This window comes from Comamonas kerstersii (assembly GCF_002056725.1).
GTDB classification, from domain to species: Bacteria; Pseudomonadota; Gammaproteobacteria; order Burkholderiales; family Burkholderiaceae_C; genus Comamonas; species Comamonas kerstersii.
In genome coordinates this window covers 2,089,588-2,112,937 of the sequence record NZ_CP020121.1, presented here as the reverse complement: position 1 = coordinate 2,112,937, position 23,350 = coordinate 2,089,588, and the positions used below count along the sequence as shown (strand labels likewise).

Sequence of the window (23,350 nt, the reverse complement as noted above, 5' to 3'; positions counted from 1 at the left end):
ATCACTGACATCGTTTTGCCATCACGGCGACACACATGCTGGCGAAGATGCCTGCACTTTCAACTGTGTGTGTCTCTGTGATGACTTCTTTTCGTTTGACCGTAGCTGCCAGCCTGTGCGCGCTGACCCTGTGCTCTGTCAGCGCCATGGCGCAAACTGTTCCAGCCCATACGGCCACTTTGGCTGGTCATGCCATCCTGCCAGCGCTGAGCGTACTGCCTGCCCCTGCCGATGCCCCCGCAGATCTGCGCAGCAGCGGCAAGTTCACGACGACTCCACCCACCTATGCACTGGGTACGGTAGAAGGCAAATCTGACGGCCGCCCTACCGGTGTCAAGCTGCCTTTTGACGGCCAGCCCCGCCAAGGCCATTCCGGCATTGTGCGCATGGACGATGGCTCTTTCTGGATCCTCACGGACAACGGCGCAGGCAACAAAGTGAACTCTCCGGACTTCATGCTGCACCTGAGCCGCTACAACGTCGACTTCAAGAGCGGACAGTTCGAGCGACTGGAAACCGTTTTTCTGCACGATCCTGACCGCAAAGTGCCTTTCCGCATCGTCCAGGAAGGAACCGAAAAACGCTATCTGACAGGTGCAGACTTTGACCCTGAAAGCGTACAGATCGCCGGTGGACACATCTGGATTGGTGAGGAGTTTGGCCCCTTCCTGATTCAGGCCGACATGCAGGGCAAGGTGCTGGGCGTGTATGACACGCTGGTGGATGGCAAACCTATTCGCTCCCCCGACCACCCACAGGCACGCACGGCAGGTGCACCCAATGCCAAGGCACAGGTCTACCCTGTGCGCCGCTCCAAGGGCTTTGAAGGCATGGCCGCCAGCCCCGATGGCAGCAAGCTCTACCCACTGCTCGAAGGCGCCTTGTGGGACAGTACAACCAATGATCTGGAAAGCCTCAACGGCAAGACCTATCTGCGCGCGCTGGAGTTTGACGTCAAGGGACAGCAATGGACGGGCCGCGAGTGGAAGTACCCGCTGGAAAGCCCCAGCCACTCCATCGGCGACTTCAACATGATCGATGCCACGACCGCCCTGGTCATCGAGCGTGACGACGGTGAAGGCACTCCTGACATGGCTTGCCCCGCGGGTGAAAAACGTACGGACTGTTTCGGCAAGCTGCCCCAATTCAAGCGTGTGTACAAGATTGAAATGAGCGAGGCCAATGTGGGTGGCATGGTGCGCAAGATGGGCTATATCGACCTGCTCAACATCCAGGATCCCAAGCAGCTGGCACGCAAGCCGCTGACCAACGGCGTGCTGCAGTTCCCGTTCTTCACCATTGAAAACGTGGACATCGTGGACAAGGAGCACATCGTGGTTGGCAATGACAACAATCTGCCCTACAGCTCCAGCCGCTCACCCAACGTACAGGACGACAATGAACTGGTGCTGCTGAACGTACGCAGCCTGCTGCAAGCCAAGTAATTGCGCCAAAGGCATACTGCCAGGCCTGTGGGCACACCAAGCCCACAGGCTTTTTTTCGTAACCGCCATGATGGATCAACGCCAGCTCTGGGATATTTCCGCCCCCGTACACAGTCACAGCCCGGCCTACCCCGGCGACACACCTTACCAGCAGGTGTGGGAGGCTCGCATTGGGCCTGAATGCCCGGTCAACCTCAGCACGGTGCGCATGTCACCGCATGTAGGCACGCATGCGGATGCCCCCTTGCATTACGACACGCAGGGCCAGGCCATGGGAAAGGTAGATCTGCAGCCCTACCTGGGGCGCTGCCGCGTCATCCATGCGATTGGCTGTGCGCCGCTCATTGAATGGGCGCACATCGCCCATGCCATCACGCCCGATCTGCCGCCACGGGTGCTGGTGCGCACCTGGGCACAGCAACCCACAGGCTGGGTCGATGATTTCGCAGGCTTTGCACCAGACACGATTGCACGGCTGGCCGATCTGGCGGTACAGCTCATAGGGCTGGATACACCCAGCGTAGACCCGCTCACGGCCGCTGGTCTGGACAGCCATCTGCTGGTGCGCGCGCGCAAGCTGCGCATTCTGGAGAACCTGGTGCTCGACGCCGTGCCGGAAGGCGACTATGAGCTGATCGCCCTGCCACTGAAATGGACACAGGCGGAGGCCTCTCCCGTGCGGGCCGTGCTGCGTGCGCTGTAAAAAACAGAGCTGCCAGCGCTTGATATTCATAGAATTTCAAATACTTTCTATCTGAAACCCAATCAATACAAGCACAAGCCGCTATTGTTTAAATAGCCCTTCCATTTCCAGCAGCAACTGCTTGCGCTGCAAGCCCCAGCGGTAGCCACCCAGCCCACCATCGCTGCGCAGCACACGGTGGCAGGGCACCAGCACGGCCAGCGGGTTGGCTGCACAGGCACTGGCTACGGCTCGCACGGCCTGCGGCTGCTCCAGATGCCTTGCCACCTGCCCATAGCTACGTGTCTGCCCTGGTGGAATGCTGCGCAGTGCCTTCCAGACCTTGCGCTGAAACTCCGTACCACCCTGCACATCCAGCGGCACGATGTGCTGCAGGCTGGGGTGGGCCAGAATTTCCAGCACGGTATCGCTCCAGCGGTGCAGCACCGGGCCACCCGTGCCCAGTTCTGCCAGCGGGTAACGCTGCTGCAAATCGTCAATCAGGGCGCTTTTGTCATCCCCCAGCAAGACGGCTGCAATGCCGTTGGGGGTTGCTGCAACCAAGACCTGCCCCAATGCGCAGGCACGCACGGTGTAGTGCAACTGCAGGGGCAAGCTCGCTGGTGGGTGTGATGTACTCATTCCGTGCACTCTAGGGCAAGCCGCAGGCTGCGCCAAGTACGAATCTTTACGCCTGCGTGACAGTGCACTCCGACACGCAGCGCTACGCTTGCGGCCAGGAGACCACCGTGCCCCAAGCTTCCACCACCACCCGCCTGCAGCGCCAGCTCTGGGTCATGCTGCTGGCATTGCTCAGCGGTTTTGCGCTCAGTCAGGCGTTTCGCACCATCACCACCATTGTGGCCCATGGGCTGCAGCAGGACTTTGGCATCAGCGCCAGCTCACTCGGCGCGTTTGCCGGGCTGTTCGGCCTGTCCTTTGGTGTGGTGCAGCTGCTCATGGGCATTGGCATGGACTTGTACGGCCTGCGCCGCACGGTGCTCACCGCCTTTCCGTGCGCTGCCTTGGGGGCTGCACTTTCGGCTGCCGCACCCAGCTACGGCTGGCTGATGCTGGGCCAGCTGCTGATTGGCGTGGGCTGCTCTCCGGCCTTTCTGGCCTGCACCATCTTTATTGCCCGGCACTTTCCGCTGGAGCGCTTCGCCTTCTTCTCGGGCCTGTCCATGGGCATTGGAGGACTGGGTCTGCTGTTTACCGGCACACCGCTGGCCTGGGTGGTCGAGACCTATGGCTGGCGCAGCGGCTTCTGGCTGCTGGCCCTGCTGTGCGCGCTGTCATGGCTGCTGATTTTCTGGAAAGTGCATGAGCCAGCACTGCCGCAGGCCATGCAGCAGCCGCGTGAATCCTGGGGCCAGGCTTTGCGGCGCATGGCGGAGTTGCTGACCCTGCCCTACACCTGGGGCACGGTGATTCTGGGCATGTCCTGCTACGCTGCTTTTCTGTCACTGCGCGGCCTGTGGCTTGGCCCCCTGCTGATGGAGCGACACGGCTTCAGCCTGGTCAGCAGCGGCCACGTGGCCTTTGCCGTGTCGCTGATTTCGCTGTTCACTCCCGCCCTGTTTGGCCGCCTGGACCCCGGCCCCATGGCGCGTCGCAAGTGGCTGGCCAATCTCTCGCTGTGCATGGCCGGGCTGTTCCTGCTGCTGGCGCTGTGGCACAACGCCAGCGCCAATGTGTGGACCATCGTGGCCATGTCCATGCTCTCGGGCTACGGCCTGCTGCAGTACGCCGATGTGCGCGCCTCCTATCCCAGCCACATGACAGGGCGTGCGCTGTCGCTGTTCACCATGTCCATGTTTCTGGGCGTGGCGCTGATGCAGTGGTTCACCGGCATCGTCGCGGCCTGGGCCACGCAGCACGGCTGGGAGGCCTATGGCGCCGTGGCCCTGAGCATTGCCTTGTGGCTGGCCTGCGCCTCCACGGCCTACCGGCTGCTGCCCAGCTCACCTTTGCTGCACAGCGCACGCATCTGAAGCAAGCGTCAAAAAGCCTGCCCTCCCAATAGAAGAAAGACGGGCTCGCATTGGTACAGAGATACTTTACAGAATGCTGGCGCTGGAGCCTTCGCCGCTGTAGAGCCAAGGCACATCCATGAGCTTGCCACCCAGCATGCGCATGGACATATCACGCCCCCAGCGCACCAGCCCGGTCGCGTGAAAGATGCGCCCGTTGCGAATGGAACGTGCCTGCACACGGGCATTGCGCTCCCAGCGGTTGAGCGCGTAGCGGCGCAGGCGCAACTCAACATCCAGGTCATCCATGGCCAGCGCACGCTGCAGCTCAGCGGCATCTTCAATTGCCATACCTGCGCCCTGTGCCAGATAGGGGCGCATGGGGTGTGCTGCATCGCCAATCAGACCAACCAGACCTCTGGCCATGGCCTCCGGCCCCTGAATCGGCGCGCGGTCAGACAGCGGCCACAGGCGCCACTGCATACCTGCGGCTGGCACGCTGCGAATCAGATCCTGCAGATTGCTGCTGCAGTGCCTGAGCCCCTGCTCCAGCACCTGGGCATTGGCGGCATGGTCCCAATGCTCCAGATTGTCAGGGCTTGGGCCTTCGATGATGACCACGATATTCATCATCTCGCCACGGCGCACGGGGTAGTGCACGGCATGCATGCCCGGCCCCAGCCACACGGTCACTTCGTTACTGCGCCAACCCACCGGAATGTCTGTCATGGGCAGCAAGGCACGATAGGCCAGGTGGCCAGAAACGCGCGGACGGCTGCTGTCGCCCAGCACAGGACCACGCAGCTTGCTCCACACGCCATCGGCCAGCATCAGCGCATCGCCTTCCACGACTTTGTGGGCGGTCGTCCGTATGGTGGTCACGCGTTCCGTGCCCAAAATCTCGAGCACTTCCTGCCCGGGGTTGATATACACCCCGGCGCGGTCTTTGGCTGCGTTGTAGAGCAGGCTGTGCAGGTCTGCACGGTGGATGGTCACATAGGCAGCGCCATAGCGTTCCACCATGGACTGCCCCAGTGGTGCACTGGCCAGCACCTGACCGCTGAGCGCACTGCGAGCCACCAGTTGCTGCGGCAAGGCAGCCACCTGCTGCACGGCCTGGTGCAAGCCCCATGCCTGCAGACGGCGCACCACATTCGGCCCCAGCTGCACCCCTGCGCCGACCTCCGAAAACGCTGCGGCACGCTCGAACACACGCGCATCCCAGCCCGCATGCGTCGCTCCCAGCGCTGCAGCCATGCCTGCGATGCCTCCGCCAGCAATCAATACCTGTTTTTTCATACGCGCTAATTGTGACCCTGAAAAAGCGCAGGTTCGTACTTGCTTCATCTGCACGGCCTGACGTTGCGCAACACTTGCACGCGACCGAGCTGCTGCATCACACCTGCCCTGACATGCATCAGCCCCGTAGCCAGTGTCGCTCTTGGGCTGTGCATATGCCTGCATGATGCCTACCTGAAGCAAGCTATCTCAAAAACCATGCATAAAAAAACCCGCATGCTGCGGGTTGTAGCGGGATTTTTTAGATTTCGAACTTGCTGCGGTCCTGGTCCTGAATCCATTTAGGAGCCTTGCCACGCCCTGTCCAGGTTTCACCCGTTTCAGGATTTCTGTATTTAGGAGCCACTTTGGAACCTGCCTTGGGCCCTGCATTACGGCCACGAGCTGGAGGAAAAACATCGGCCGCCGTCAACCCATACTCATCAATCAAGGTGCGCGCTTTGCTGATTGCCTCTGCCAATTCACGTTTACGCGCATCCTGGATTTGTTTTTCCAGTTCTTCACGCTGCTTCAACAGTTCTTTGTAAGAGCTCATCTTCACGTCCTTTCATTTAACGTGTGTGAATGATATCGACATTCAATTTTTAAGACACGGGCATATTTTTATCAAAAATTCAGGCATTTGAAAATATTGCACCAGATCAATCATCGGGACTGCGATCCCGGATTCACCGCAGCGCTGCCACCAACTGCTGAAGCTCTTACACTGCTACGCATGCTCTTTGGGTTCAGCAAGTTCTGAAAAGGAATAAAGTGTCCACTTACTTAATTGGAGATATACAAGGCTGCGAAAGTGCCTTCACCCGACTGCTGGAGAAGATCAGCTTCTCCCCAAGCCGGGACACGGTATATCTGCTGGGAGATCTGGTAAACCGCGGCCCCGCATCTGCCGATGTGCTGCGTCGCTGCATGGCTTTGGGTGACAGTATCAAACCGATACTCGGCAATCATGATTTACATTTGCTCGCCAGCGCTTATGGCGTGCGCAAACCGGGTAAACGCGATACTTTGCAAAGTATTTTGCAAGCCCCTGATCGTGATGCCTTGCTGCACTGGGTTTCTCAGCAGCCATTGGTGCGTTATCTGGAAAATAGCCAGGGACAGTCCCTGTTAATGGTGCACGCCGGTGTACTGCCACAATGGACAGTTCATGAAACTTTACATTTAGCCGATGAAGTGCATCAGCAGGTAAAAGGAGAAAATCTTTCTCAATTCCTGCAACATATGTATGGAAATCTACCAAATAAATGGGATCCACAGCTGACAGGCGCTGATCGTCTGCGTGTGATTGTGAATGCCTTAACCCGTATTCGCTTTTGCACACCCGAAGGCGAGATGGATTTTGAAAGCTCTGAATCCGCAGAAGCTGCCCCTGAAGGATTAATTCCCTGGTTTGAATGCCCGGGCCGCAAAACCGCAGACACGACGATCGCCTTCGGGCACTGGTCTACGCTGGGCCTGATGCAACGCCCCCATCTGATAGCGCTGGATACCGGCTGCATCTGGGGTGGCTGCCTGTCTGCCATAGAGCTGGGCAGCGACTTTAACGAGCGCACACTGCACCAGGTCCACTGTGAGCAGGCACAGAAACCCGGCAAATAAACCTGCTGGCAACCTCCAGCAAAAAAGCCACGTATGCGTTCGACATACGTGGCTTTTTTATGGTGTGCAGGATGCCTTAGAAGCTACCCATGGGCTTGAAAAGCGCTGCAATCTTGCGCTTGGGCTTGGCTGCAGACACAGTCTGCTTGGTACCTTGGCCATCCCATGAGGGAGCGGCATTGGTCGAAGGCTCGTAGGGCTTGTTGAAGAAGGGGTCTGGCGGTGTATTGCGCACCGGACGTGCGCCGCGTACAGGGCGCGTACCTTCCACAGCCACGCTGCGCTGCACTTCTTCGCGACCAGCGCCTGCTTCACGGCGGTCGCGCCAACGGCGGGACTCAGGCAGCTCAATACGCTCGACCTCAATTTTTTTCTTGATCAGCTTCTCAATATCTGCCACCAGCTTGGAGTCCGAGCTGCTGACCAAGGTCACAGCCACGCCAGTGGCGCCACCACGGCCTGTACGACCAATGCGGTGCACATAGTCTTCGGCGTTGAAAGGCACGTCGTAGTTGAACACCGCTGGCACATCCTTGATGTCCAGACCGCGTGCTGCCACGTCGGTACAGACCAGCAGATCTACTTCACCCTGCTTGAAAGCTTCCAGCGCCTTCAGACGCTCATCCTGGCTCTTGTCGCCATGCAGGGCTGCTGCGCGGTAGCCATCGCGCTCCAGCGCACGGGTCAGGCGGGCACAGCCGAGTTTGCTGTTCGAGAAAATGAAGGCCTGGCGAATGCCCTGCTCGTTCAGGACTTGCTGAATGACCTTGCGCTTGTCGTCATCGCTGGCTGCAATAAAACGCTGCGTCACCGAAGCAGCCGTCTCATTGGGGCGTGCGACTTCGATCGTGACGGGGTCTTGCAGATAGCTGCCTGCCAGGCGCTTGATCTCGGGCGAGAACGTAGCACTGAACAGCAGCGTCGTGCGCTGCTTGGGCAGGTGACTGAGGATGCGTTGCAGGTCGGGCAGGAAGCCAATGTCCAGCATGCGGTCCGCCTCATCCAGCACCACGTATTCCACCTGGTTGAGCACCACATTCTTGGCTTCGATGTGGTCCAGCAGGCGGCCAGGTGTTGCCACCAGCACTTCCACCCCTTTTTTCAGCTCGGCCGTCTGAGGCTTCATGTCCATGCCGCCAAACACCACGGCGCTGCGCAGCTTGGTGTGCTTGGCATACAGCGCAATCTGCTGTGCGACCTGATCAGCCAGCTCACGGGTAGGCAGCAGCACCAGCGCACGCACGGGGTGGCGGGCTGGGGATGCAGAGCTGTTCTCGTGACGCAGCAGGCGCTGCAGCAGTGGCAGCGAAAAGGCAGCGGTTTTGCCAGTGCCGGTCTGTGCAGCCCCCATCACATCCTTGCCAGTCAGCACCACCGGGATCGCCTGTGCCTGGATAGGGGTCATGGACTCGTAGCCCATTTCGGCCACGGCGCGTGCCAGAGGCTCCGCCAAGAGTAAAGAGGAAAAAGAACTTGTCATTGAGCCTACTATTGTCGCACCGTGTACTGAAACCGCAGTGTGAAGTCGTTAATTCCTGCTGCACGTCGCGGATTCCTGCACAGCCACTGCCTACAGGCTGGACGCAGAAAATGTGTCACAAGCCTGCATGGAGCCGGTCTGCAGCCCCGTCTTGAACCAGCGCTGGCGCTGTGCGCTGGTGCCGTGGGTAAAGCTGTCTGGCACCACATGGCCAGTCTGCGCTTTTTGCAATGCATCATCACCGATCTTGGCTGCGGCATTCATGGCTTCTTCCACATCACCCTGCTCCAGCACTTGGTGCATGCGGTCTGCATGGTGCGCCCATACACCCGCAAAGCAGTCAGCCTGTAGCTCCAGCTTCACAGACAGCCTGTTGTATTCCGTCTGGCTCACGCGCCCGCGCATGCGGTCGACCTGGTCCGTAATCCCCAGCAAGTGCTGCACGTGGTGCCCCACTTCGTGCGCAATCACGTAGGCCTGTGCAAAGTCACCGGGTGCGCCAAGCTGGTTCTGGAGCTGGTCGTAGAACGACAGATCAATATAGACCTTCTGGTCGCCCGGGCAATAAAACGGTCCCATCGCAGATTGCCCGGTGCCGCATGCTGTACCTACTGCACCACGGAACAGCACCAGCCTGGGTTCCTGGTACTGCGCACCACCCTGCTGGAACAGCTTGCCCCACACGTCTTCCGTATCCGCCAGCACGGTGGACACAAAACGCGCCATGGTGTCATTGGCAGGCGGAGCCTGCGCCGGGCTTTGCTGCTGCACCACAGGCGCACCACCGCCGCTGAGCAGCCCCAGCAGCGTCAGCGGATTCACGCCCAGCACCCAACCACCGATCAGGGCAATAACAATGGTTCCAATCCCGATGTTGCGCCCTCCGAACATGGGCGCGCCGCCGCCACTGCGGCGATCTTCCACATTGCTCGACTGACGTCGCCCTTCCCATTTCATATGCCGACTCCTGCCCCGCTGCGGGAAATGCGTTGTGATGGCCTGAAAGCGCATGCCCCTCAGGCTGGTGAAGATACTGGCGCTGCATGTACAACGTGTGACTGTCGCCAGCGCTGTGCATCCGCTATAAACCTTGGGATGCCTCATACCCCGACCGCTTTGCTCGACGCCGCTGGCACCTGTGCCGCACTGCCATGGAACCTGCTGGTGCAGGAAATCGCTGCCACCGCCGTGGACCCACGGGTACAAGTGCCAGCCCGTATTGTGATGCCTACGGCCGCAGGCGCTTGTCTGTTTTCCATGCCTGCGCATGACAGCCAACTGGCCATGACCAAGCTGATTACCTTCACGCCCGGCAACATGGGAACATCGCGCGCCACCATTCAGGGGGATGTGGTGATCTTTGACATTGCCAGCGGCACTCGCCAGTTGATTCTGGATGGCCCCAGCATTACCACCCGGCGCACAGCTGCCGTGTCTGCGCTGGCTGCGCTGCGGCTGGCAGCCATCCCGGATGGGCCTCTGCTCATCATTGGCGCTGGCGCCCAGGGCATGGCGCATTTGCAGGCCTTTGCAGAGGTTCTGGAAACGCGGGAAGTGCATATCGCTTCACGCACTACCGCCAGCGCCCAGCACCTGGTGGACTGGGCGCTTTCGCATGGCATGCAGGCACACATTGCGGAAGACGTAGCTGCAGCCGCCTTGCACTGCCCGCTGATCGTGACCTGTACCCCTGCCCATGCTGTGGTGCTGCAAGGGCCGCTGCACCCGCAGTGCTTTGTGGCTGCCGTAGGCGCATTCACGCCCGAGATGGTCGAGCTTTCCGCACCGCTGTGCCAGTACCTTGCCATGCACGGACAGATTGTGGTGGACAGCCGCGATGCCGAACATGAGGCCGGAGACCTGCTGCAGGCGGGTCTGCCTGTAGCCCAGTACCCCAGTCTGGCCGATGTGATGAGCGAAGAAATGCCACGGGCAACAGGCCCCGTGCTGTTTAAAAGCTGTGGCTGGGGCGGCTGGGATCTGGCTGCTGCGAGACTGGCTGTGCGTACGGTTTGAGATCCACCCTGCACTGGCGAACCAAAAGCTTAGCTTGATTTAAATTCATTTTTTGTCAAGCTATTTTTTTTGATATTCATCAAAGCAATTATAAAATTATAGAAATAAGTACAATTCTTTATTATTTTTCAAATTATCAATTTTCATCCGCAAATTTATTACCATTAATAAAAAGACCAAGTATTTTGTTAAAAAATTTATATAAACTTACGCCAACAATCAGTGCAAGTCATTGATATCAAATGATCTATTTGCATGCAAAAATTTGATACAAAATTGCATGCACTCAGCCACCCCAAACCTTGCATTTTCAAATAGCAGCCACTCATAATCCCTTAAGGGGCTTTCCTAAAGGCAAATGATTGAAGCATCCGGGCATTGGCGTGCTTCAAAAATGACAGAGGGTTGTGCGATGGCTGTTTTGCAATGGGTAGAAGATCTGAATACGGGCATTGAAGAAATTGATATTCAGCATCGTCGCATCGTGGACTACATCAACCGCCTGCACGAGCTGCGTGAGTCTCCAGACCGTGCAGCGCTGAGTGAAGTGATTGCAGAAACCGTGGACTACACCATCTCGCACTTCGCCTACGAAGAGCGCATGCTGGAAGACTCCGGCTACGCATTTACAGACTTGCACAAGCGCGTGCATGAATTGTTCACACGCCGTGTGGGCGAAATGCAGACCCGCTTTGAAGCGGGTGAAGATGTGGCGCAGGAGCTGCACACCATGCTGTCGCGCTGGCTGTTCAGCCATATCCGCAACGAAGACCACTGCTATGTGGATGCAGTCAAGACCTACCAGCGCATGACCGGCAAGGGCAGCAAGCAAGACATTGAGCACACCAAGCAGCAGGTGATGCACAAGCTGGAGAAAAAATACAAGCGCAAAGGCTTTTTTGCGCGGCTGTTTGGCTGAAAAGCCTGCAGATTTGCGTGATCCCAGCCGCAGGATCACGCATCAGCACTACCCGCTCAGGTGCGTGGCAGGGTCACACCGTGCTGCCCCTGGTACTTGCCGCCACGGTCCTTGTAGCTGGTCTCGCAAGGTTCATTGCCCTGCAGGAACAACACCTGTGCGCAGCCTTCACCGGCATAGATCTTGGCGGGCAGCGGTGTGGTGTTGGAGAACTCCAGCGTCACATAGCCTTCCCACTCGGGCTCGAACGGCGTCACATTCACGATGATGCCGCAGCGCGCGTAAGTGCTCTTGCCCAAACATACGGTCAGCACGTCACGCGGAATGCGGAAGTACTCCACAGTACGGGCCAGTGCAAAGCTGTTGGGCGGGATGATGCAGTAGTCGCCCTCAAAGTCGACAAAGCTTTTTTCGTCGAAGTTCTTGGGGTCCACCACGGTGCTGTGGATGTTGGTGAACACCTTGAACTCGCGTGCACAGCGAATGTCGTAGCCGTAGCTGGAGGTGCCATAGCTGATGATTTTCTTGCCGTCGGCTTCGCGGATCTGGCCGGGTTCAAACGGCTCGATCATGCCGTGCTCTTCCGCCATCTTGCGGATCCACTTGTCGCTCATGATGCTCATGGAGGTGTCCTGTTCGCTGATTTTTTATAGCTGGGCGCGGCGATTTATTGCCTGCAATGGCGTTATTTTGCTTGAGAGACAAAGGTTTGCTCAATCAAGCGGTCATCTCCCAGAATGATCATCGCAAAAAGCAGTTCATCCAGCGACTGTGACTGCGCCGTTTTGCGTGCCAGCAGTGGTGTGCAAGCAGGGTTGATGAGCACAAAGTCTGCCTCGCAGCCGGGCTGCAGATTGCCAATCACACCCTCCAGCCCCAGCGCCTTGGCAGCGCCTGCGGTGTGCTGCCACCACAGGTGGGCAGGCTTCAGACTCAGACCTTGCTTGCTGTGGTGCTCACGCCCCACCATGTAAGCCGCCTGCATGGTGCGGAAGGGCGAAAAGCTCATGCCGCCGCCTACATCGCTGGCCAGGCCGTACATAAACCCGGCCTTATCCGCTTCGATGTAATCAAAGTAGCCACTGGACAGGAACAGATTGCTGGTAGGACTGATGGCCGCTGCCGTCCTGGTTTCGCGCATCAATGCACGGTCGGTGTCGTCCAGCCAGATACAGTGGGCGTACACGGCCCGCTCGCGCATCAAGCCAAAGCGCTGGTACACATCCAGATAGCTGCGTGCTTCGGGGTAGAGCTCACGCACCCACTGGATTTCGTCAAGGTTTTCCGAAACGTGGGAATGAATCCATACATCGCCATACTTGGCGGCCAACTCCCCTGCGCCTTGGAGCTGCTCAGGCGTGCTGGTGGGAGCAAAGCGCGGGGTGATGGCATAGCCCAGACGGTCCACGCCATGCCAGCGCTGGATCAATGTTTCGGTATCGATCAGGCCCTGCTCGGTATCGTCGCGCACACCATCAGGGCTGTGGCGGTCTTGCAGCACCTTGCCCGCCATCATGCGCATGCCGCGCGCCTGCGAGGCGGCCATGATGGCATCGACAGACTCAGGGTGCGAGGTGGCAAAGGTCAGCGCCGTAGTCACGCCATTGCGCAGCAGCTCGTCCAGAAAGAACTCCGCCACGCCATCGGCATAGGCACGATCATGAAAGCGTGACTCGTGCGGGAAGGTGTAGTTCTCCAGCCAGGGCAGCAGGCCATCCGCTGGCGCACCAATCACATCGGTCTGAGGGTAGTGGATGTGCATATCCACAAAACCCGGCGCAATCAGCTTGCCGGGCAGGTGCACGACTTGCACACCGGGCTGCTGCACATATTGCGCCTGCAATGCCTGCCAGCTGCCAGCAGCGACCACACGCTCCTGCCCCTTGTCATCCGGTGCGACGGCCAGCAGGCCATCACTGTCATACAAGGGGCTGCCATCAGAGGCAAAACGGAGCAAGGCACTGCGGTAGATCTTCATGGTCATCATGCATCCCAATAAAAAAAGGAGCGGTTTGCGCTGGATTGGAGGGGTTTTCAAGCACAAATCGTGCAAGAAACCAGCCAATACCTGCGCAAAGCGCTCCTGATTTTCTGAGCAAAGCGGCTCCAGCGGTGTACGTACTTACCGCCCGAATCTGGAGCACCGCTTCTTTCTCAGACAAGCAGCATCAGCGAATGCTGCCCACAACACCTTCAGCCAGCCAGTCCATCTGCAGCAGCTGGGCATCGCTCAGCTGCGCACCCTTGGGAATGCGCACCTGGGCCTGGTTGTCGCGGATGTCCGCCTGCACGGCACGGAAGGGCTGCAGCTTGCCTGCGGCCATTTCCTGCTGGCGTGCCAGCACTTCTTCGCGCACGGCCTTGGGCAGCTTGGGGCCAAAGTGCTCGACCTTGACCATGCCTTCTTTCACACCGCCCCAGACGTCACCCGACGTCCACTTGCCATTACGCACAGCCTGTACGCGCTGGCTGTAATAGCCGCCCCAGTGGTGGGTCACGGCCAGCAGCTGCGCGTCCGGCCCGTCCTTGCGCATGTCGGAGTGGAAGGCTATCGCCATCTTGCCGCGTTCCTGTGCAGCAGCCATCACGGCGGTGCTGGCTACCTGGAAGGACAGCACATCGGCGCCCTGGTCCATCAGCGTCATGGCCGCATCACGCTCGCGCGCCGGGTCAAACCAGGCATTGAGCCAGATCACCTTGACCTGCGCCTTCGGGTTCACGCTGCGCATGCCCAGTGCGAAGGCGTTGATGCCCTGCACCACTTCAGGAATCGGAAAGCCCGCGACAAAGCCTGCCACCCCGCTCTCGCTCATGCGGCCTGCCGCAATGCCCGAGAGATAGCGCCCCTCGTAGTAGCGCGCATTGGCATTGGCCACATTGGCCGTCTGCTTGTAGCCCGTGATGTGCTCGAACTTCACGTTCGGGAACTCCTGGGCCACACGCAGCGTAGGCTCCATATAGCCAAAGCTGGTGGTGAAGATGATGTCATTGCCCTGCGCGGCCAGATCGCGAATCACACGCTCCGCATCGGCACTCTCCGGCACGTTATCCACCGCCACCGTCTGCACCTGCGCGCCCAGTGCGCGTTCGAGCTGCAGGCGGCCTTCCTCATGCTGACGCGTCCAGCCTGCAGGCAAGACGGGCGTCACATAGACAAAGGCTGCTTTGGTGGGAGATGGGGAGGGAGCGGGAGGCGTTGCGGAAGATTGTGCAAAAGACGAAGCGGCAACGCAGGCGGCCACGAGTGTGGCTGCGAGGTTTTTATACATGGTGTTCCTCTACATGGCTCCATATGAGAACAAGTTCGCCCGCCGCTGGAGCAATGCGGTGGGCGAAGCGGGGGATTCTAGAGGAAATTCAGCAATAACCCTGATGCAACACCATTGGTCATCAGCAAGCCCCTCCTCCACAATGGGCAAGCCTGCGAGGAAAAGCTGAATGGACAACTACTACATCCCGCGCACGCTTTGGTACAAAAAGCGTGATGCCAATAATCAAGAAGAAACGATTGAAATAAGCGAAGACCAATTGCTGCTGGAGACGAGGCCTTTGATCGTCCTTGGCGAAGCAGGCATGGGAAAAACAGAGCTGATGAAAAGGCTAGGTAATCGAAATGGCTATACGCACTGCACAGCAAAAAAGCTTCTTCTGATAGACCTCAAATCCATCTACAAAGATGGCACTACGTTGGTTATCGATGCACTTGATGAAGCGACCTCTCAACACGATGGAGACGCAATTTCCCAAGTGCTGAAAAAGCTTGCAGCGCTTGGTTTTCCACGCTTTATCCTTTCTTGCCGTGTGGCCGAATGGCACAGCTTCACCAACAACTCAACAATTCGAGATGTTGGCTACGACCAAGAACCTCTAGAAGTCCACTTGCAGCCTTTCTCGGAAGAGGAAATCCACAGCTTTCTTGCCAATCGCTTGGGTGCTCCACGCGCGACCGAAGTTAACGCGCATTTTGAGCAATTGGGTTTAGTCGATTGGCTCGGCAATCCACAGACTTTGGACTTAATCTGTTCGGTAGCCACTAAAAGCGCCCTGCCACAGAATCGGGCAGAACTTTTTGCAATGGCGACCGAAAAGCTGGCAACAGAACACAACGGAGCAAAAACCAACCAGCAATTACCTGTTGCCAGACTTTTATCTGCAGCAGGCGCTGCGTGCGCAGCCCTGATTCTCTGTGGCAAGCAGTCCATTGTGCGCAAGCCCCGTGCATGGCTTGAAGAAGACGAATTACTGCTTCAAGACGTGGAGCAATTGCCCCATGGTAGCGAGATTGCCAGCGCGCTCAACACCAAGCTTTTTATCGCCCATGGTGCCGATCAGTTTGGCTATATGCACAGGCGCATTGGCGAATATCTGGCCGCCAAGTGGCTGTTACAGCAAGCCGATACGGACCGCAAACGTCGCCGTCTTCTGGCGATGTTTCAGTACCTTGGCATGGTGCCCGCCAGTTTGCGCGGGCTTTATGCATGGCTGGCAGATGACCTTAATCTGGCGCAGCAGGTCATTGCTTTTGACCCCATCGCGATTTTGGAATATGGCGATGCAGATGCCATGGAACTGCGCACCGCTCGCGCCTTACTTCAAGGATTGGAGCGATTCGCGCACGAACACCCTACTGCTTGGCCATCTCGCCCGCTACGCGCACGCTGCTTATCCCATCCTGAGTTGCAAGAGTGCATCACCCGACTCTTGAGCCTGTCCAACACAAATACTCCCGGCTGGCTGCGCGTTGTACTCATGGAATCCATTGCAGGCACAGCCATGGTGCAGCCCCTTATGCATGTCCTGCGCTCCATTCTTGAAGCGCCTGAGCAAAGCCATCAGGTGCGGTTAACCGCTTTTGAGACCATAGCTCCACATCTAATGCCAAGTGATGTCGAAAAACTACTATCTTTGATTGATCAGCAAAAAAGCCGATCCTCTGGCGGCTTGGCATTGCAGATGGCCCACCATTACGGCGTAGAGCGCCTGGATGCGACACAACTCGCGCAATGCGCTTTTGCAGAGGCCGTGCAGCCCAGCATCTTCAGCGGCAACCTGTATTTCCTGCGCAGAAAACTGCCCACACAGCAGCTACCACCTTTCCTCGACACATTAGCCGGTCTAATCAGCAACCCAACAACTGATCTTGTGGATGTTTCTGGGCACAACCTCACCGAATTTGCTTTTTTCTTGATTGCACGCGCTTTGCAAGAAAGTAACGTGTGTGCCGAACAAATCCTCCGCTGGCTCCAACCACTGTCAGAAATCTACGCCAGTGAGCCAGAGCGCCAACAAGTAGCCCAATTGCTGCAAACGAATACAGCGCTACGACAAGCCGTACAGCAGGTATGGCTACTGCCTGTTCAAGACCCCGAATCACTTCGTGAGCAATGCTATGAGCTACAGCGTCACAGCGAAGGCTTGCGCCTCACTGAGCAAGATATAACCGTCTTGCTCCATGCACTGGATGACGGCGACAACCGCTGGAAAATGCTGCTTCAACTCACATCGCACGGCCCAGAACATGGCGCTGCAGCACGCTTGGCTGCACAGCGTTTCGCCAACGCAATCGAAGATAAAGATTGGGTGAAAGCTTTAGTCCAACCACAGCCACCCGCTCCATGGCAAATCGAGCAAGAACAACACCGTAAAGCCAGAGAAGAGGAACAAGCACAAAAGAAGGCGGAAGACATTGCTGCACTCAAAGCTAATTTGCATCTGATAGGTGCTGGCGAATGGAATTGGTGCTGGCAACTGGCTAGAGGCTATTTGTATCGCCTTCCGCATCCTGATGAGGACTTGCCGCCGCACCAGCGTATTGCACATGCACTCTTACCAGAGATTGCAAACGCGGCGCACACTGGCTTTGAAGCCTTCCTCACCGCTTCAAACCCCAGTCCAACAGCAGCGGAAATTGCCACAAGCTACGCTGAAGATCGTGCCTTCAATAGCCGCTTTATTTTGATTGCTGCCTTGCAAGAACGGCTGCGCCACGGCCGAGATTTACAGGATTTATCCACCGACCGCCTTCAGGCAGCTTTCTTCATCTTGCAGTCTGGTGAATTCCAAAAGCACAGCGGCTGTGATACACAAGCCCTGCATCAGCAACTGGTCACAGAACTCACGCAGCGCGGTCAACTGCACGCCAGCGTTGACCTGCTTTATACCCAACAAGTACAAGCGGCCAAACCATCGGTCTACGGCTTAGAGCAATTACTCAAAACTCCGTCCTTTTCCCCAATATGTGAAGTGCTGGTACCGCAGTGGCTTCGTACCGTCCCGGAGATGGATGCAGCCATCGAATGCCTTTTGATTGATTATTTACTGCGCAGTGATGAAATCGACACGCTGCAAGACATTGCCAAACAGCGCCTAAACACACCTATCCCACAAGAGCGTCGTACCACTTGGCTGGTAGTTGAATTTATTGTCTCCGGCGAGCACGCCGCGCTCATACATTTGGGTACAGAAGCCATTGCACCAGACCTCATCTGGGAAATTCGTGCACGCAGCCAGGCCAGCTATCGTGGACAAAGTTTCCGTCTGATCTGGAATGCTGCGCACATTCAGTGGATTGTTTCGACGTTTAGGCAGCTATGGCCTTGGGTAAGCGATTCTGATGACGGCTGGCGCGAAGTCCGCAATACTTGGAACGCTTGCAGATTTCTTTCCGGAATACTGGAAAAGCTAGCCAACACAACCACGCCCGAAGCCATTGCCGCTTTGCAAGCGCTACGCGATGCCCCACAAGATAGCTACACCGAATTACTGCAAACACTGTGCACCCAACAACTGCGCAAACTGTGTGAGCAAAACTATGTGCCTGCGTCCTTAGAAGCACTGCAGAGTATTGCCCACGATGCAGCCCCCAACTCCATCGAAGACCTGCAAGCCTGGGTAATCGAAGAGCTGCGCGTTGTCCAAACCAAAATTCGCGCCAACGATGTAGATTCTTGGCGCGGCTTTTTCGATGACAAAGGCACACCTTACGGGGAAGAGCGTTGCAGAGATCATTTGCTTGAATTGCTACGACAAGGCGCCAAAGAAGTGACCTACACCCCTGAGGCCCACGTTGCTGGCGACAAAGAAGTGGATATCACCTGCAGTGTTGGAGCGCTGCGCCTCCCCATAGAAATCAAAGGACAGTGGCACCGAGAAGTCTGGACTGCTGCAGACACACAACTCGTGCCCCAATACACCACGGACTGGCAAGCCCGTAACCACGGCATTTATTTGGTACTTTGGTTTGGCGAGCAACAAGGAAACAAAGCGCTGAAACCCTTGGGCAAGGGCCAACCTGTTCCGAGATCCGCAGACGAGATGCACACCATGCTCACCGCACGCAGCGTGGCTGCCCAATCGGGCAAGGTCAAGGTAGTGGTGTTGGATATCCAGCTACCCGCAACGGCTCAACCGGCATTGAGGAACGCAGAACCTCACGCCCAAGCCATTTAAATTTAAAACTGACAGGAGACTGCATCCATGCCCATGTTTGTCGACACCTCCCCGCCCGGCCACTGCATCTTCTGCAAGATCGTGGCGGGCGAGATTCCCGCTGCCAAGGTCTATGAAGATGAACTGACCATTGCCTTTATGGACATTGGTCAGGTCAATCCCGGTCATGTACTGGTAGCCAGCAAGCGCCATGCAGTCACGGTGCTGGAGCTCACGCCTGAAGAAGCGGCCGCCGTGATGCAGTCCGCACAGCGCATTGCGCAGGCGGCGCAGCAGGCCTTCGCGCCCGATGGGATCACGCTGTTTCAGGCCAATGGCGCTGCGGGTGGGCAGACGGTGTTCCACTTTCACATGCATGTGCTGCCGCGCCATGAGGGTGATGGTGTGGAGCTGGCCTGGCCCCGCAAGGAGCCTGCCGTGCAGTTGCTGCAAGGCTATGCGGACAAGCTGCGTGCCGCACTGTCAACCTTGGTGTAGCTATCAATAAAAAAGCGGCTAGCGCTAGAAAAATAAGGATTTCAGATAGATAAGTATCTGAAATCCAGCAAATACAAGCGCTGGCAGCTCTAGTTTTTATAACTACACCGCAAACGATGCAAAGTGCGCATCCAGCTGCTGCCCCCATGCCGCCTTTTGGGCAGGCGTAGCAAAGCTGGCCTCCAGGCTGTTGCGGGCCAGCTGGTAGGCTTCCTGCACCCCCATGCCGGTGGCGGCAAACAGTTGCAGATAGTTGTCGTTAACGTAGCCGCCAAAGTAGGCAGGGTCGTCCGAGTTCACCGTCACATGCAGTCCGGCAGCCAGCAAGCGCGGCAGGTTGTGCTCGCGCAGGTCAGGGAAGACGCACAGCTTCAGGTTGGAGAGCGGGCAGACAGTCAGCGGCATGCGCGTCTGTGCCAGACGCTGCATCAGCCCCCAGTCTTTTTCTGATTGCACGCCGTGGTCTATGCGCTCCACCTTGAGCACATTCAGAGCACTCCACACATAGTCGGGCGGCCCCTCTTCACCGGCATGGGCCACCAGATGAAAGCCCAGTTCACGGCAGCGCTCAAACACGCTCTGGAATTTCTCGGGCGGGTTGCCCAGCTCAGAGCTGTCCAGCCCGATGCCTATGAAATGCTCCCGGTACGGCAGCGCGGCCTCCAGCGTCTCCAAGGCGGCGGCTTCGCTCAGGTGGCGCAAAAAGCTCAGGATCAGCGCGGCGCTGATGCCCCACCGTGCCTGCGCATCCTTGCAGGCACGCGCCAGACCCTGAATGACAGTGCCCATGGGCACGCCGCGCTCGGTGTGGGTCTGCGGGTCAAAAAAGATTTCGGCACGCACCACATGGTCAGCAGCTGCACGCTCCAGATAGGCCATGGCCATGTCGTAGAAGTCCTGCTCCTGCAGCAGCACGCTGGCACCGGCGTAATAGATGTCCAAAAAGCTCTGCAGATTGGTGAAGGCATAGGCGCTGCGCAAGGCCTCTACGCTGGGATATGGCAGCTGCAGGCCATTGCGCTCGGCCAGTGCAAAGATCAGTTCGGGTTCCAGTGAACCTTCAATGTGGATATGCAGTTCGGCCTTGGGCATGCTGCGCAGCAGCGCAGGCAGACGCTCGGCAGGAATGTGCGCCATAGCGGCAAGTGTGGTGGCAGGGATGGTGGTGGTCATGGCGTTGGCTGGCTCCCAAATGCTTGCGGATGCCCTTTCACCATAGCCGGTACCGCGCTCTGTTGCCAAGCAGACATAGGCGCAAAAAAGGCTGCCCGCAGGCAGCCTAGGATAGCAGCAGGGCTTACTTGCCGGGCACCTTGCCTTCCACACCTTCGATGTAGAAGTCGATACCGGTCAGGAAAGCGTCGTCCGCCACAGCACCTTCGGCCAGGGCATCCTTGCCGTCATTGGTCTTGAGGGGGCCCTTCCAGATCTGCAGCGTGCCATTCTTCAGGCCAGCCTTGGCCTCTTCCATCTTGGCCTTCAGATCAGCAGGAATGTCTTCTGCCACGGAAACCAGGTCAATCGCGCCGTCCTTCACACCCAGCCAGCTGCCACCGGCTGTCCATGTGCCGTTGAGCACATCGTTCACAGCCTTGGAGTAGTAAGGCTGCCAGTCGATGATGGCCGAGCCCAGGTGGGCCTTGGGACCGTAGGCAGTCATGTCAGAGTCCCAGCCAAAGGCGCGAATGCCCTTTTCTTCCGCAGTCTTGAGCACGGCGGGGGAGTCTGTGTTCTGGAACAGCACGTCAGCGCCGCCATTGATCAGGCTGGTTGCTGCTTCGGTTTCCTTGGGGGGGCTGAACCAGTCGTTCACCCACACTACCTTGGTCTTCACATCGGGGTTCACGGACTGAGCACCCAGCGTGAAGGAGTTGATGTTGCGCAGCACTTCAGGAATGGGCACCGAGCCGACCACGCCCAGCACGTTGGACTTGGTCATGCCGCCCGCCAGGATACCGGCCAGGTAGGCACCTTCGTAAGTACGTGCGTCATAGGTACGCACGTTGTCACCGTTCTTGTAGCCTGTGGCGTGCTCGAACTTCACATCCTTGAAGTCGGGAGCGATCTTCTGGATGGTGTCCATATAGCCAAAGGTGGTGCCGAAGATCAGCTTGTTACCCTGAGAGGCCAGGTCACGCAGCACGCGCTCGGCGTCAGGGCCTGCAGGCACGCCTTCCACATAGGTGGTGACGATCTTGTCGCCAAACTCGTCCTGGATCTTCTTGCGTGCGGTGTCGTGCGCAAACGACCAGCCGCCGTCACCCACAGGGCCCACGTAGGCAAAGGCCACCTTCAGCGGCTCTGCAGCAGCAGGCGCATCCGCCACAGGTGCTGCGGCAGGCGCAGGTGCGGGTTCATCTTTTTTGCCGCAAGCAGCCAGAGCCGTTACGGTCAGCGCCGAGATGGCAGCCAGTTTGAACATGGAACGTTTGTTCAGATCGGTCATAGTTCTTCCTTTAAAGGGAATCAGGGAAAAGCAAACCACTGCAGCAATACCCGCGCCAGTTTGTGCCGGATCGCAGCAACCGCTTACATCAATGGTTGCACACTTTGGAGATCCGAAACATCAAGCTGGCATCGTCAGGCGCTGCTGCCACAAAAACTATCGGTGGAGATGACCCCGGGGCCATCCGGCTGCACGCGGTACGGGCTGCGCAAGCACCGCGTGTATACACCAGATCGCATGCAGCAAAAAGGCCTCCGGTGGTCAGAGGCCTTTGACTGACGTGCAGGCGCGTCATGCGCCTGCAGGTGGTCATGCGTAATTAGTTACCAGTGCCTGGCACGTTGCCTTCAACGCCATCCACATAGAACTTGATGCTGGTGATGAAAGGCAGATCAGCCACCTGACCGTCGGCCAGCAGTTCATTGCCCTTGTTGTCCTTGATGGGGCCCTTCCAGATCTGGAAGGTGCCGTCCTTCAGGCCCTGGCGCACCTGGGCAACCTTGTCCTTGATTTCCTGAGGCACTTCTTCGCTGATCTTGACCAGATCAATCGCGCCTTCCTTCACGCCCCACCAGAAGTTCTGGCCGTTCTCCACCTTGCCGTTCAGTGCGTCCTCGGTCACCTTGATGTAGTAAGGTGACCAGTCGATCACGGCCGAGCCCAGGTGTGCCTTGGGGCCGAAGGCGCTCATGTCGCCATCCTTGCCAAAGGCATACACACCGCGCTCTTCGGCCGTCTTCATCACCGCAGGCGAATTGGTGTTCTGATAGAGCACGTCCACGCCGCCGTTGATCAGGCTGGTGGCAGCTTCAGCTTCCTTGGGTGGGCTGAACCATTCGTTCACCCAGACCACCTTGGCCTTGATGTCAGGGTCCACGCTTTGCGCACCCAGCACAAAGGAGTTGATGTTGCGCACCACTTCAGGGATTGGCACGGAAGCCACGACACCAATGGTCTTGGTCTTGGTCATGCCGCCTGCCACGATACCGGCCAGGTAGGCACCTTCGAAGGTCTTGGTGTCGTAGGTCGCGCTGTTAGGTGCCTGCTTGTAGCCCGTAGCGTGCTGGAAATTCACCTCAGGCAGGTCAGCCGCAGCCTTTTGCACAAACTCCTGATAGCCGAAGCTGGTAGCAAACAGCAGCTTGTTGCCCTGGGCGGCCAGATCGCGCATCACACGCTCTGCATCGGGGCCCTCGGCCACGCTCTCCACGAATGTGGTTTCCACCTTATCGCCAAACTTGTCCTGCACCGCCTTGCGGCCCAGATCGTGCTGGTAGGTCCAGCCGCCATCACCGATGGGGCTCACATACACAAAACCAATCTTCAGGGGATCTGCAGCGGCTGGTGCTTCAGCGGCTGGGACGGCTGCAGGCGCAGGGGCAGCTTCTTCTTTCTTGCCACAGGCGGACAAAGTAGCGATCGAGATGGCCGACAAAGCGACCATCTTCAGCACAGTGCGTTTATGCAGTTTGGACATGCGTAGTTCCTCGACAGGGTAAAAAAAAGGCGTGCCACCTTGGCTCGCCTTGCGCTTCGCTACCCCACGGCGACAGGGTAGCTGC

General features: G+C 57.9%; 19 protein-coding genes. 8 read left to right on the top strand and 11 right to left on the bottom strand.

Translation table 11 applies throughout. The features are described from left to right. Nucleotides 1-80 precede the first annotated feature (80 nt). Both B5M06_RS09860 and kynB read left to right on the top strand, forming a co-directional pair. Nucleotides 81-1,445 carry an esterase-like activity of phytase family protein gene (locus B5M06_RS09860; protein WP_054066087.1) on the top strand — a complete coding sequence of 455 codons (1,365 nt, stop codon included), beginning with the start codon at nt 81-83 and terminating at the stop codon, nt 1,443-1,445. A gap of 70 nt (nt 1,446-1,515) precedes the next feature. After that, entirely contained in the window at nt 1,516-2,148 is a 633-nt protein-coding gene (kynB, locus tag B5M06_RS09855; RefSeq protein WP_054066095.1) for an arylformamidase, read from the top strand. A gap of 81 nt (nt 2,149-2,229) precedes the next feature. On the opposite strand, the gene B5M06_RS09850 is transcribed toward kynB, so the two are convergent. Next, nucleotides 2,230-2,769: a methylated-DNA--[protein]-cysteine S-methyltransferase gene (locus B5M06_RS09850; RefSeq protein ID WP_077345323.1), complete on the bottom strand. Its 540-nt coding sequence runs from the start codon at nt 2,767-2,769 to the stop codon at nt 2,230-2,232. Nucleotides 2,770-2,924: 155 nt separating this feature from the next. Here B5M06_RS09850 and B5M06_RS09845 point away from each other — a divergent pair, with 155 nt between their 5' ends. Beyond that, complete coding sequence (locus tag B5M06_RS09845; protein ID WP_080025358.1) at nt 2,925-4,121, top strand: MFS transporter; 1,197 nt, start codon at nt 2,925-2,927, stop codon at nt 4,119-4,121. A gap of 66 nt (nt 4,122-4,187) precedes the next feature. Here B5M06_RS09845 and B5M06_RS09840 read toward each other — a convergent pair whose 3' ends face one another. Both B5M06_RS09840 and B5M06_RS09835 read right to left on the bottom strand, forming a co-directional pair. After that, entirely contained in the window at nt 4,188-5,399 is a 1,212-nt protein-coding gene (locus tag B5M06_RS09840) for an FAD-dependent monooxygenase (RefSeq protein WP_054066089.1), read from the bottom strand. Nucleotides 5,400-5,640: 241 nt separating this feature from the next. Continuing rightward, on the bottom strand, nt 5,641-5,934 hold the full coding sequence (locus B5M06_RS09835) for an H-NS histone family protein (protein WP_054066090.1): 294 nt from the start codon (nt 5,932-5,934) through the stop codon (nt 5,641-5,643). A gap of 218 nt (nt 5,935-6,152) precedes the next feature. Between B5M06_RS09835 and B5M06_RS09830 the strand changes: the two genes are divergently transcribed. After that, nucleotides 6,153-7,001 (top strand): symmetrical bis(5'-nucleosyl)-tetraphosphatase, encoded by an 849-nt coding sequence (locus B5M06_RS09830; protein ID WP_054066091.1) that lies wholly within the window; start codon nt 6,153-6,155, stop codon nt 6,999-7,001. A gap of 76 nt (nt 7,002-7,077) precedes the next feature. Here B5M06_RS09830 and B5M06_RS09825 read toward each other — a convergent pair whose 3' ends face one another. Continuing rightward, on the bottom strand, nt 7,078-8,481 hold the full coding sequence (locus B5M06_RS09825) for a DEAD/DEAH box helicase (RefSeq protein WP_054066092.1): 1,404 nt from the start codon (nt 8,479-8,481) through the stop codon (nt 7,078-7,080). Between the two features lie 90 nt (nt 8,482-8,571). Then, complete coding sequence (gene ypfJ / locus B5M06_RS09820) at nt 8,572-9,438, bottom strand: KPN_02809 family neutral zinc metallopeptidase (protein WP_080025215.1); 867 nt, start codon at nt 9,436-9,438, stop codon at nt 8,572-8,574. Nucleotides 9,439-9,576: 138 nt separating this feature from the next. On the opposite strand from ypfJ, the gene B5M06_RS09815 reads away from it, so the two are divergent. Beyond that, the gene (locus B5M06_RS09815; RefSeq protein WP_054066098.1) at nt 9,577-10,497 is read left to right on the top strand and encodes a delta(1)-pyrroline-2-carboxylate reductase family protein; all 921 of its coding nucleotides are present in this window, start codon (nt 9,577-9,579) and stop codon (nt 10,495-10,497) included. A gap of 412 nt (nt 10,498-10,909) precedes the next feature. Then, nucleotides 10,910-11,416: a bacteriohemerythrin gene (locus tag B5M06_RS09810; RefSeq protein ID WP_054066099.1), complete on the top strand. Its 507-nt coding sequence runs from the start codon at nt 10,910-10,912 to the stop codon at nt 11,414-11,416. A gap of 56 nt (nt 11,417-11,472) precedes the next feature. Here B5M06_RS09810 and dcd read toward each other — a convergent pair whose 3' ends face one another. From dcd to B5M06_RS09795, 3 genes are all read right to left on the bottom strand, one after another. Next, nucleotides 11,473-12,039: a dCTP deaminase gene (dcd, locus tag B5M06_RS09805; RefSeq protein WP_054066100.1), complete on the bottom strand. Its 567-nt coding sequence runs from the start codon at nt 12,037-12,039 to the stop codon at nt 11,473-11,475. A 62-nt stretch (nt 12,040-12,101) separates the two neighbouring features. After that, the gene (guaD, locus tag B5M06_RS09800; protein ID WP_054066114.1) at nt 12,102-13,394 is read right to left on the bottom strand and encodes a guanine deaminase; all 1,293 of its coding nucleotides are present in this window, start codon (nt 13,392-13,394) and stop codon (nt 12,102-12,104) included. A 190-nt stretch (nt 13,395-13,584) separates the two neighbouring features. Then, nucleotides 13,585-14,685, bottom strand: a complete 1,101-nt coding sequence (locus B5M06_RS09795) for a BMP family ABC transporter substrate-binding protein (protein ID WP_054066101.1) — start codon at nt 14,683-14,685, stop codon at nt 13,585-13,587. Nucleotides 14,686-14,854: 169 nt separating this feature from the next. Here B5M06_RS09795 and B5M06_RS09790 point away from each other — a divergent pair, with 169 nt between their 5' ends. Then, nucleotides 14,855-18,865 (top strand): NACHT domain-containing protein, encoded by a 4,011-nt coding sequence (locus tag B5M06_RS09790; protein ID WP_054066102.1) that lies wholly within the window; start codon nt 14,855-14,857, stop codon nt 18,863-18,865. A 27-nt stretch (nt 18,866-18,892) separates the two neighbouring features. Then, the gene (locus B5M06_RS09785; protein ID WP_054066103.1) at nt 18,893-19,342 is read left to right on the top strand and encodes an HIT family protein; all 450 of its coding nucleotides are present in this window, start codon (nt 18,893-18,895) and stop codon (nt 19,340-19,342) included. A 102-nt stretch (nt 19,343-19,444) separates the two neighbouring features. Here the strand turns inward: B5M06_RS09785 and B5M06_RS09780 are convergent, their stop codons facing one another. The 3 genes from B5M06_RS09780 to B5M06_RS09770 form a co-directional block, all read right to left on the bottom strand. Next, nucleotides 19,445-20,515, bottom strand: a complete 1,071-nt coding sequence (locus B5M06_RS09780; RefSeq protein WP_054066104.1) for an adenosine deaminase — start codon at nt 20,513-20,515, stop codon at nt 19,445-19,447. A gap of 124 nt (nt 20,516-20,639) precedes the next feature. Further along, nucleotides 20,640-21,788 (bottom strand): BMP family ABC transporter substrate-binding protein, encoded by a 1,149-nt coding sequence (locus B5M06_RS09775; RefSeq protein ID WP_054066105.1) that lies wholly within the window; start codon nt 21,786-21,788, stop codon nt 20,640-20,642. Nucleotides 21,789-22,107: 319 nt separating this feature from the next. After that, a complete protein-coding gene (locus B5M06_RS09770) occupies nt 22,108-23,265 on the bottom strand; it encodes a BMP family ABC transporter substrate-binding protein (protein WP_054066106.1) in 1,158 nt (385 codons plus the stop codon). Nucleotides 23,266-23,350 lie beyond the last annotated feature (85 nt).

Coding starts and splice junctions, on each gene's coding strand:
- B5M06_RS09840 (WP_054066089.1), bottom strand. CDS start 5,399: ATGAAAAAACAGGTATTGATTGCTGGCGGAGGCATCGCAGGCATGGCT.
- B5M06_RS09775 (WP_054066105.1), bottom strand. CDS start 21,788: ATGACCGATCTGAACAAACGTTCCATGTTCAAACTGGCTGCCATCTCG.
- ypfJ (WP_080025215.1), bottom strand. CDS start 9,438: ATGAAATGGGAAGGGCGACGTCAGTCGAGCAATGTGGAAGATCGCCGC.
- B5M06_RS09810 (WP_054066099.1), top strand. CDS start 10,910: ATGGCTGTTTTGCAATGGGTAGAAGATCTGAATACGGGCATTGAAGAA.
- B5M06_RS09780 (WP_054066104.1), bottom strand. CDS start 20,515: ATGACCACCACCATCCCTGCCACCACACTTGCCGCTATGGCGCACATT.
- dcd (WP_054066100.1), bottom strand. CDS start 12,039: ATGAGCATCATGAGCGACAAGTGGATCCGCAAGATGGCGGAAGAGCAC.
- B5M06_RS09825 (WP_054066092.1), bottom strand. CDS start 8,481: ATGACAAGTTCTTTTTCCTCTTTACTCTTGGCGGAGCCTCTGGCACGC.
- B5M06_RS09850 (WP_077345323.1), bottom strand. CDS start 2,769: ATGAGTACATCACACCCACCAGCGAGCTTGCCCCTGCAGTTGCACTAC.
- B5M06_RS09815 (WP_054066098.1), top strand. CDS start 9,577: ATGCCTCATACCCCGACCGCTTTGCTCGACGCCGCTGGCACCTGTGCC.
- B5M06_RS09835 (WP_054066090.1), bottom strand. CDS start 5,934: ATGAGCTCTTACAAAGAACTGTTGAAGCAGCGTGAAGAACTGGAAAAA.
- B5M06_RS09860 (WP_054066087.1), top strand. CDS start 81: ATGACTTCTTTTCGTTTGACCGTAGCTGCCAGCCTGTGCGCGCTGACC.
- B5M06_RS09795 (WP_054066101.1), bottom strand. CDS start 14,685: ATGTATAAAAACCTCGCAGCCACACTCGTGGCCGCCTGCGTTGCCGCT.
- B5M06_RS09785 (WP_054066103.1), top strand. CDS start 18,893: ATGCCCATGTTTGTCGACACCTCCCCGCCCGGCCACTGCATCTTCTGC.
- B5M06_RS09790 (WP_054066102.1), top strand. CDS start 14,855: ATGGACAACTACTACATCCCGCGCACGCTTTGGTACAAAAAGCGTGAT.
- guaD (WP_054066114.1), bottom strand. CDS start 13,394: ATGAAGATCTACCGCAGTGCCTTGCTCCGTTTTGCCTCTGATGGCAGC.
- B5M06_RS09845 (WP_080025358.1), top strand. CDS start 2,925: ATGCTGCTGGCATTGCTCAGCGGTTTTGCGCTCAGTCAGGCGTTTCGC.
- kynB (WP_054066095.1), top strand. CDS start 1,516: ATGGATCAACGCCAGCTCTGGGATATTTCCGCCCCCGTACACAGTCAC.
- B5M06_RS09770 (WP_054066106.1), bottom strand. CDS start 23,265: ATGTCCAAACTGCATAAACGCACTGTGCTGAAGATGGTCGCTTTGTCG.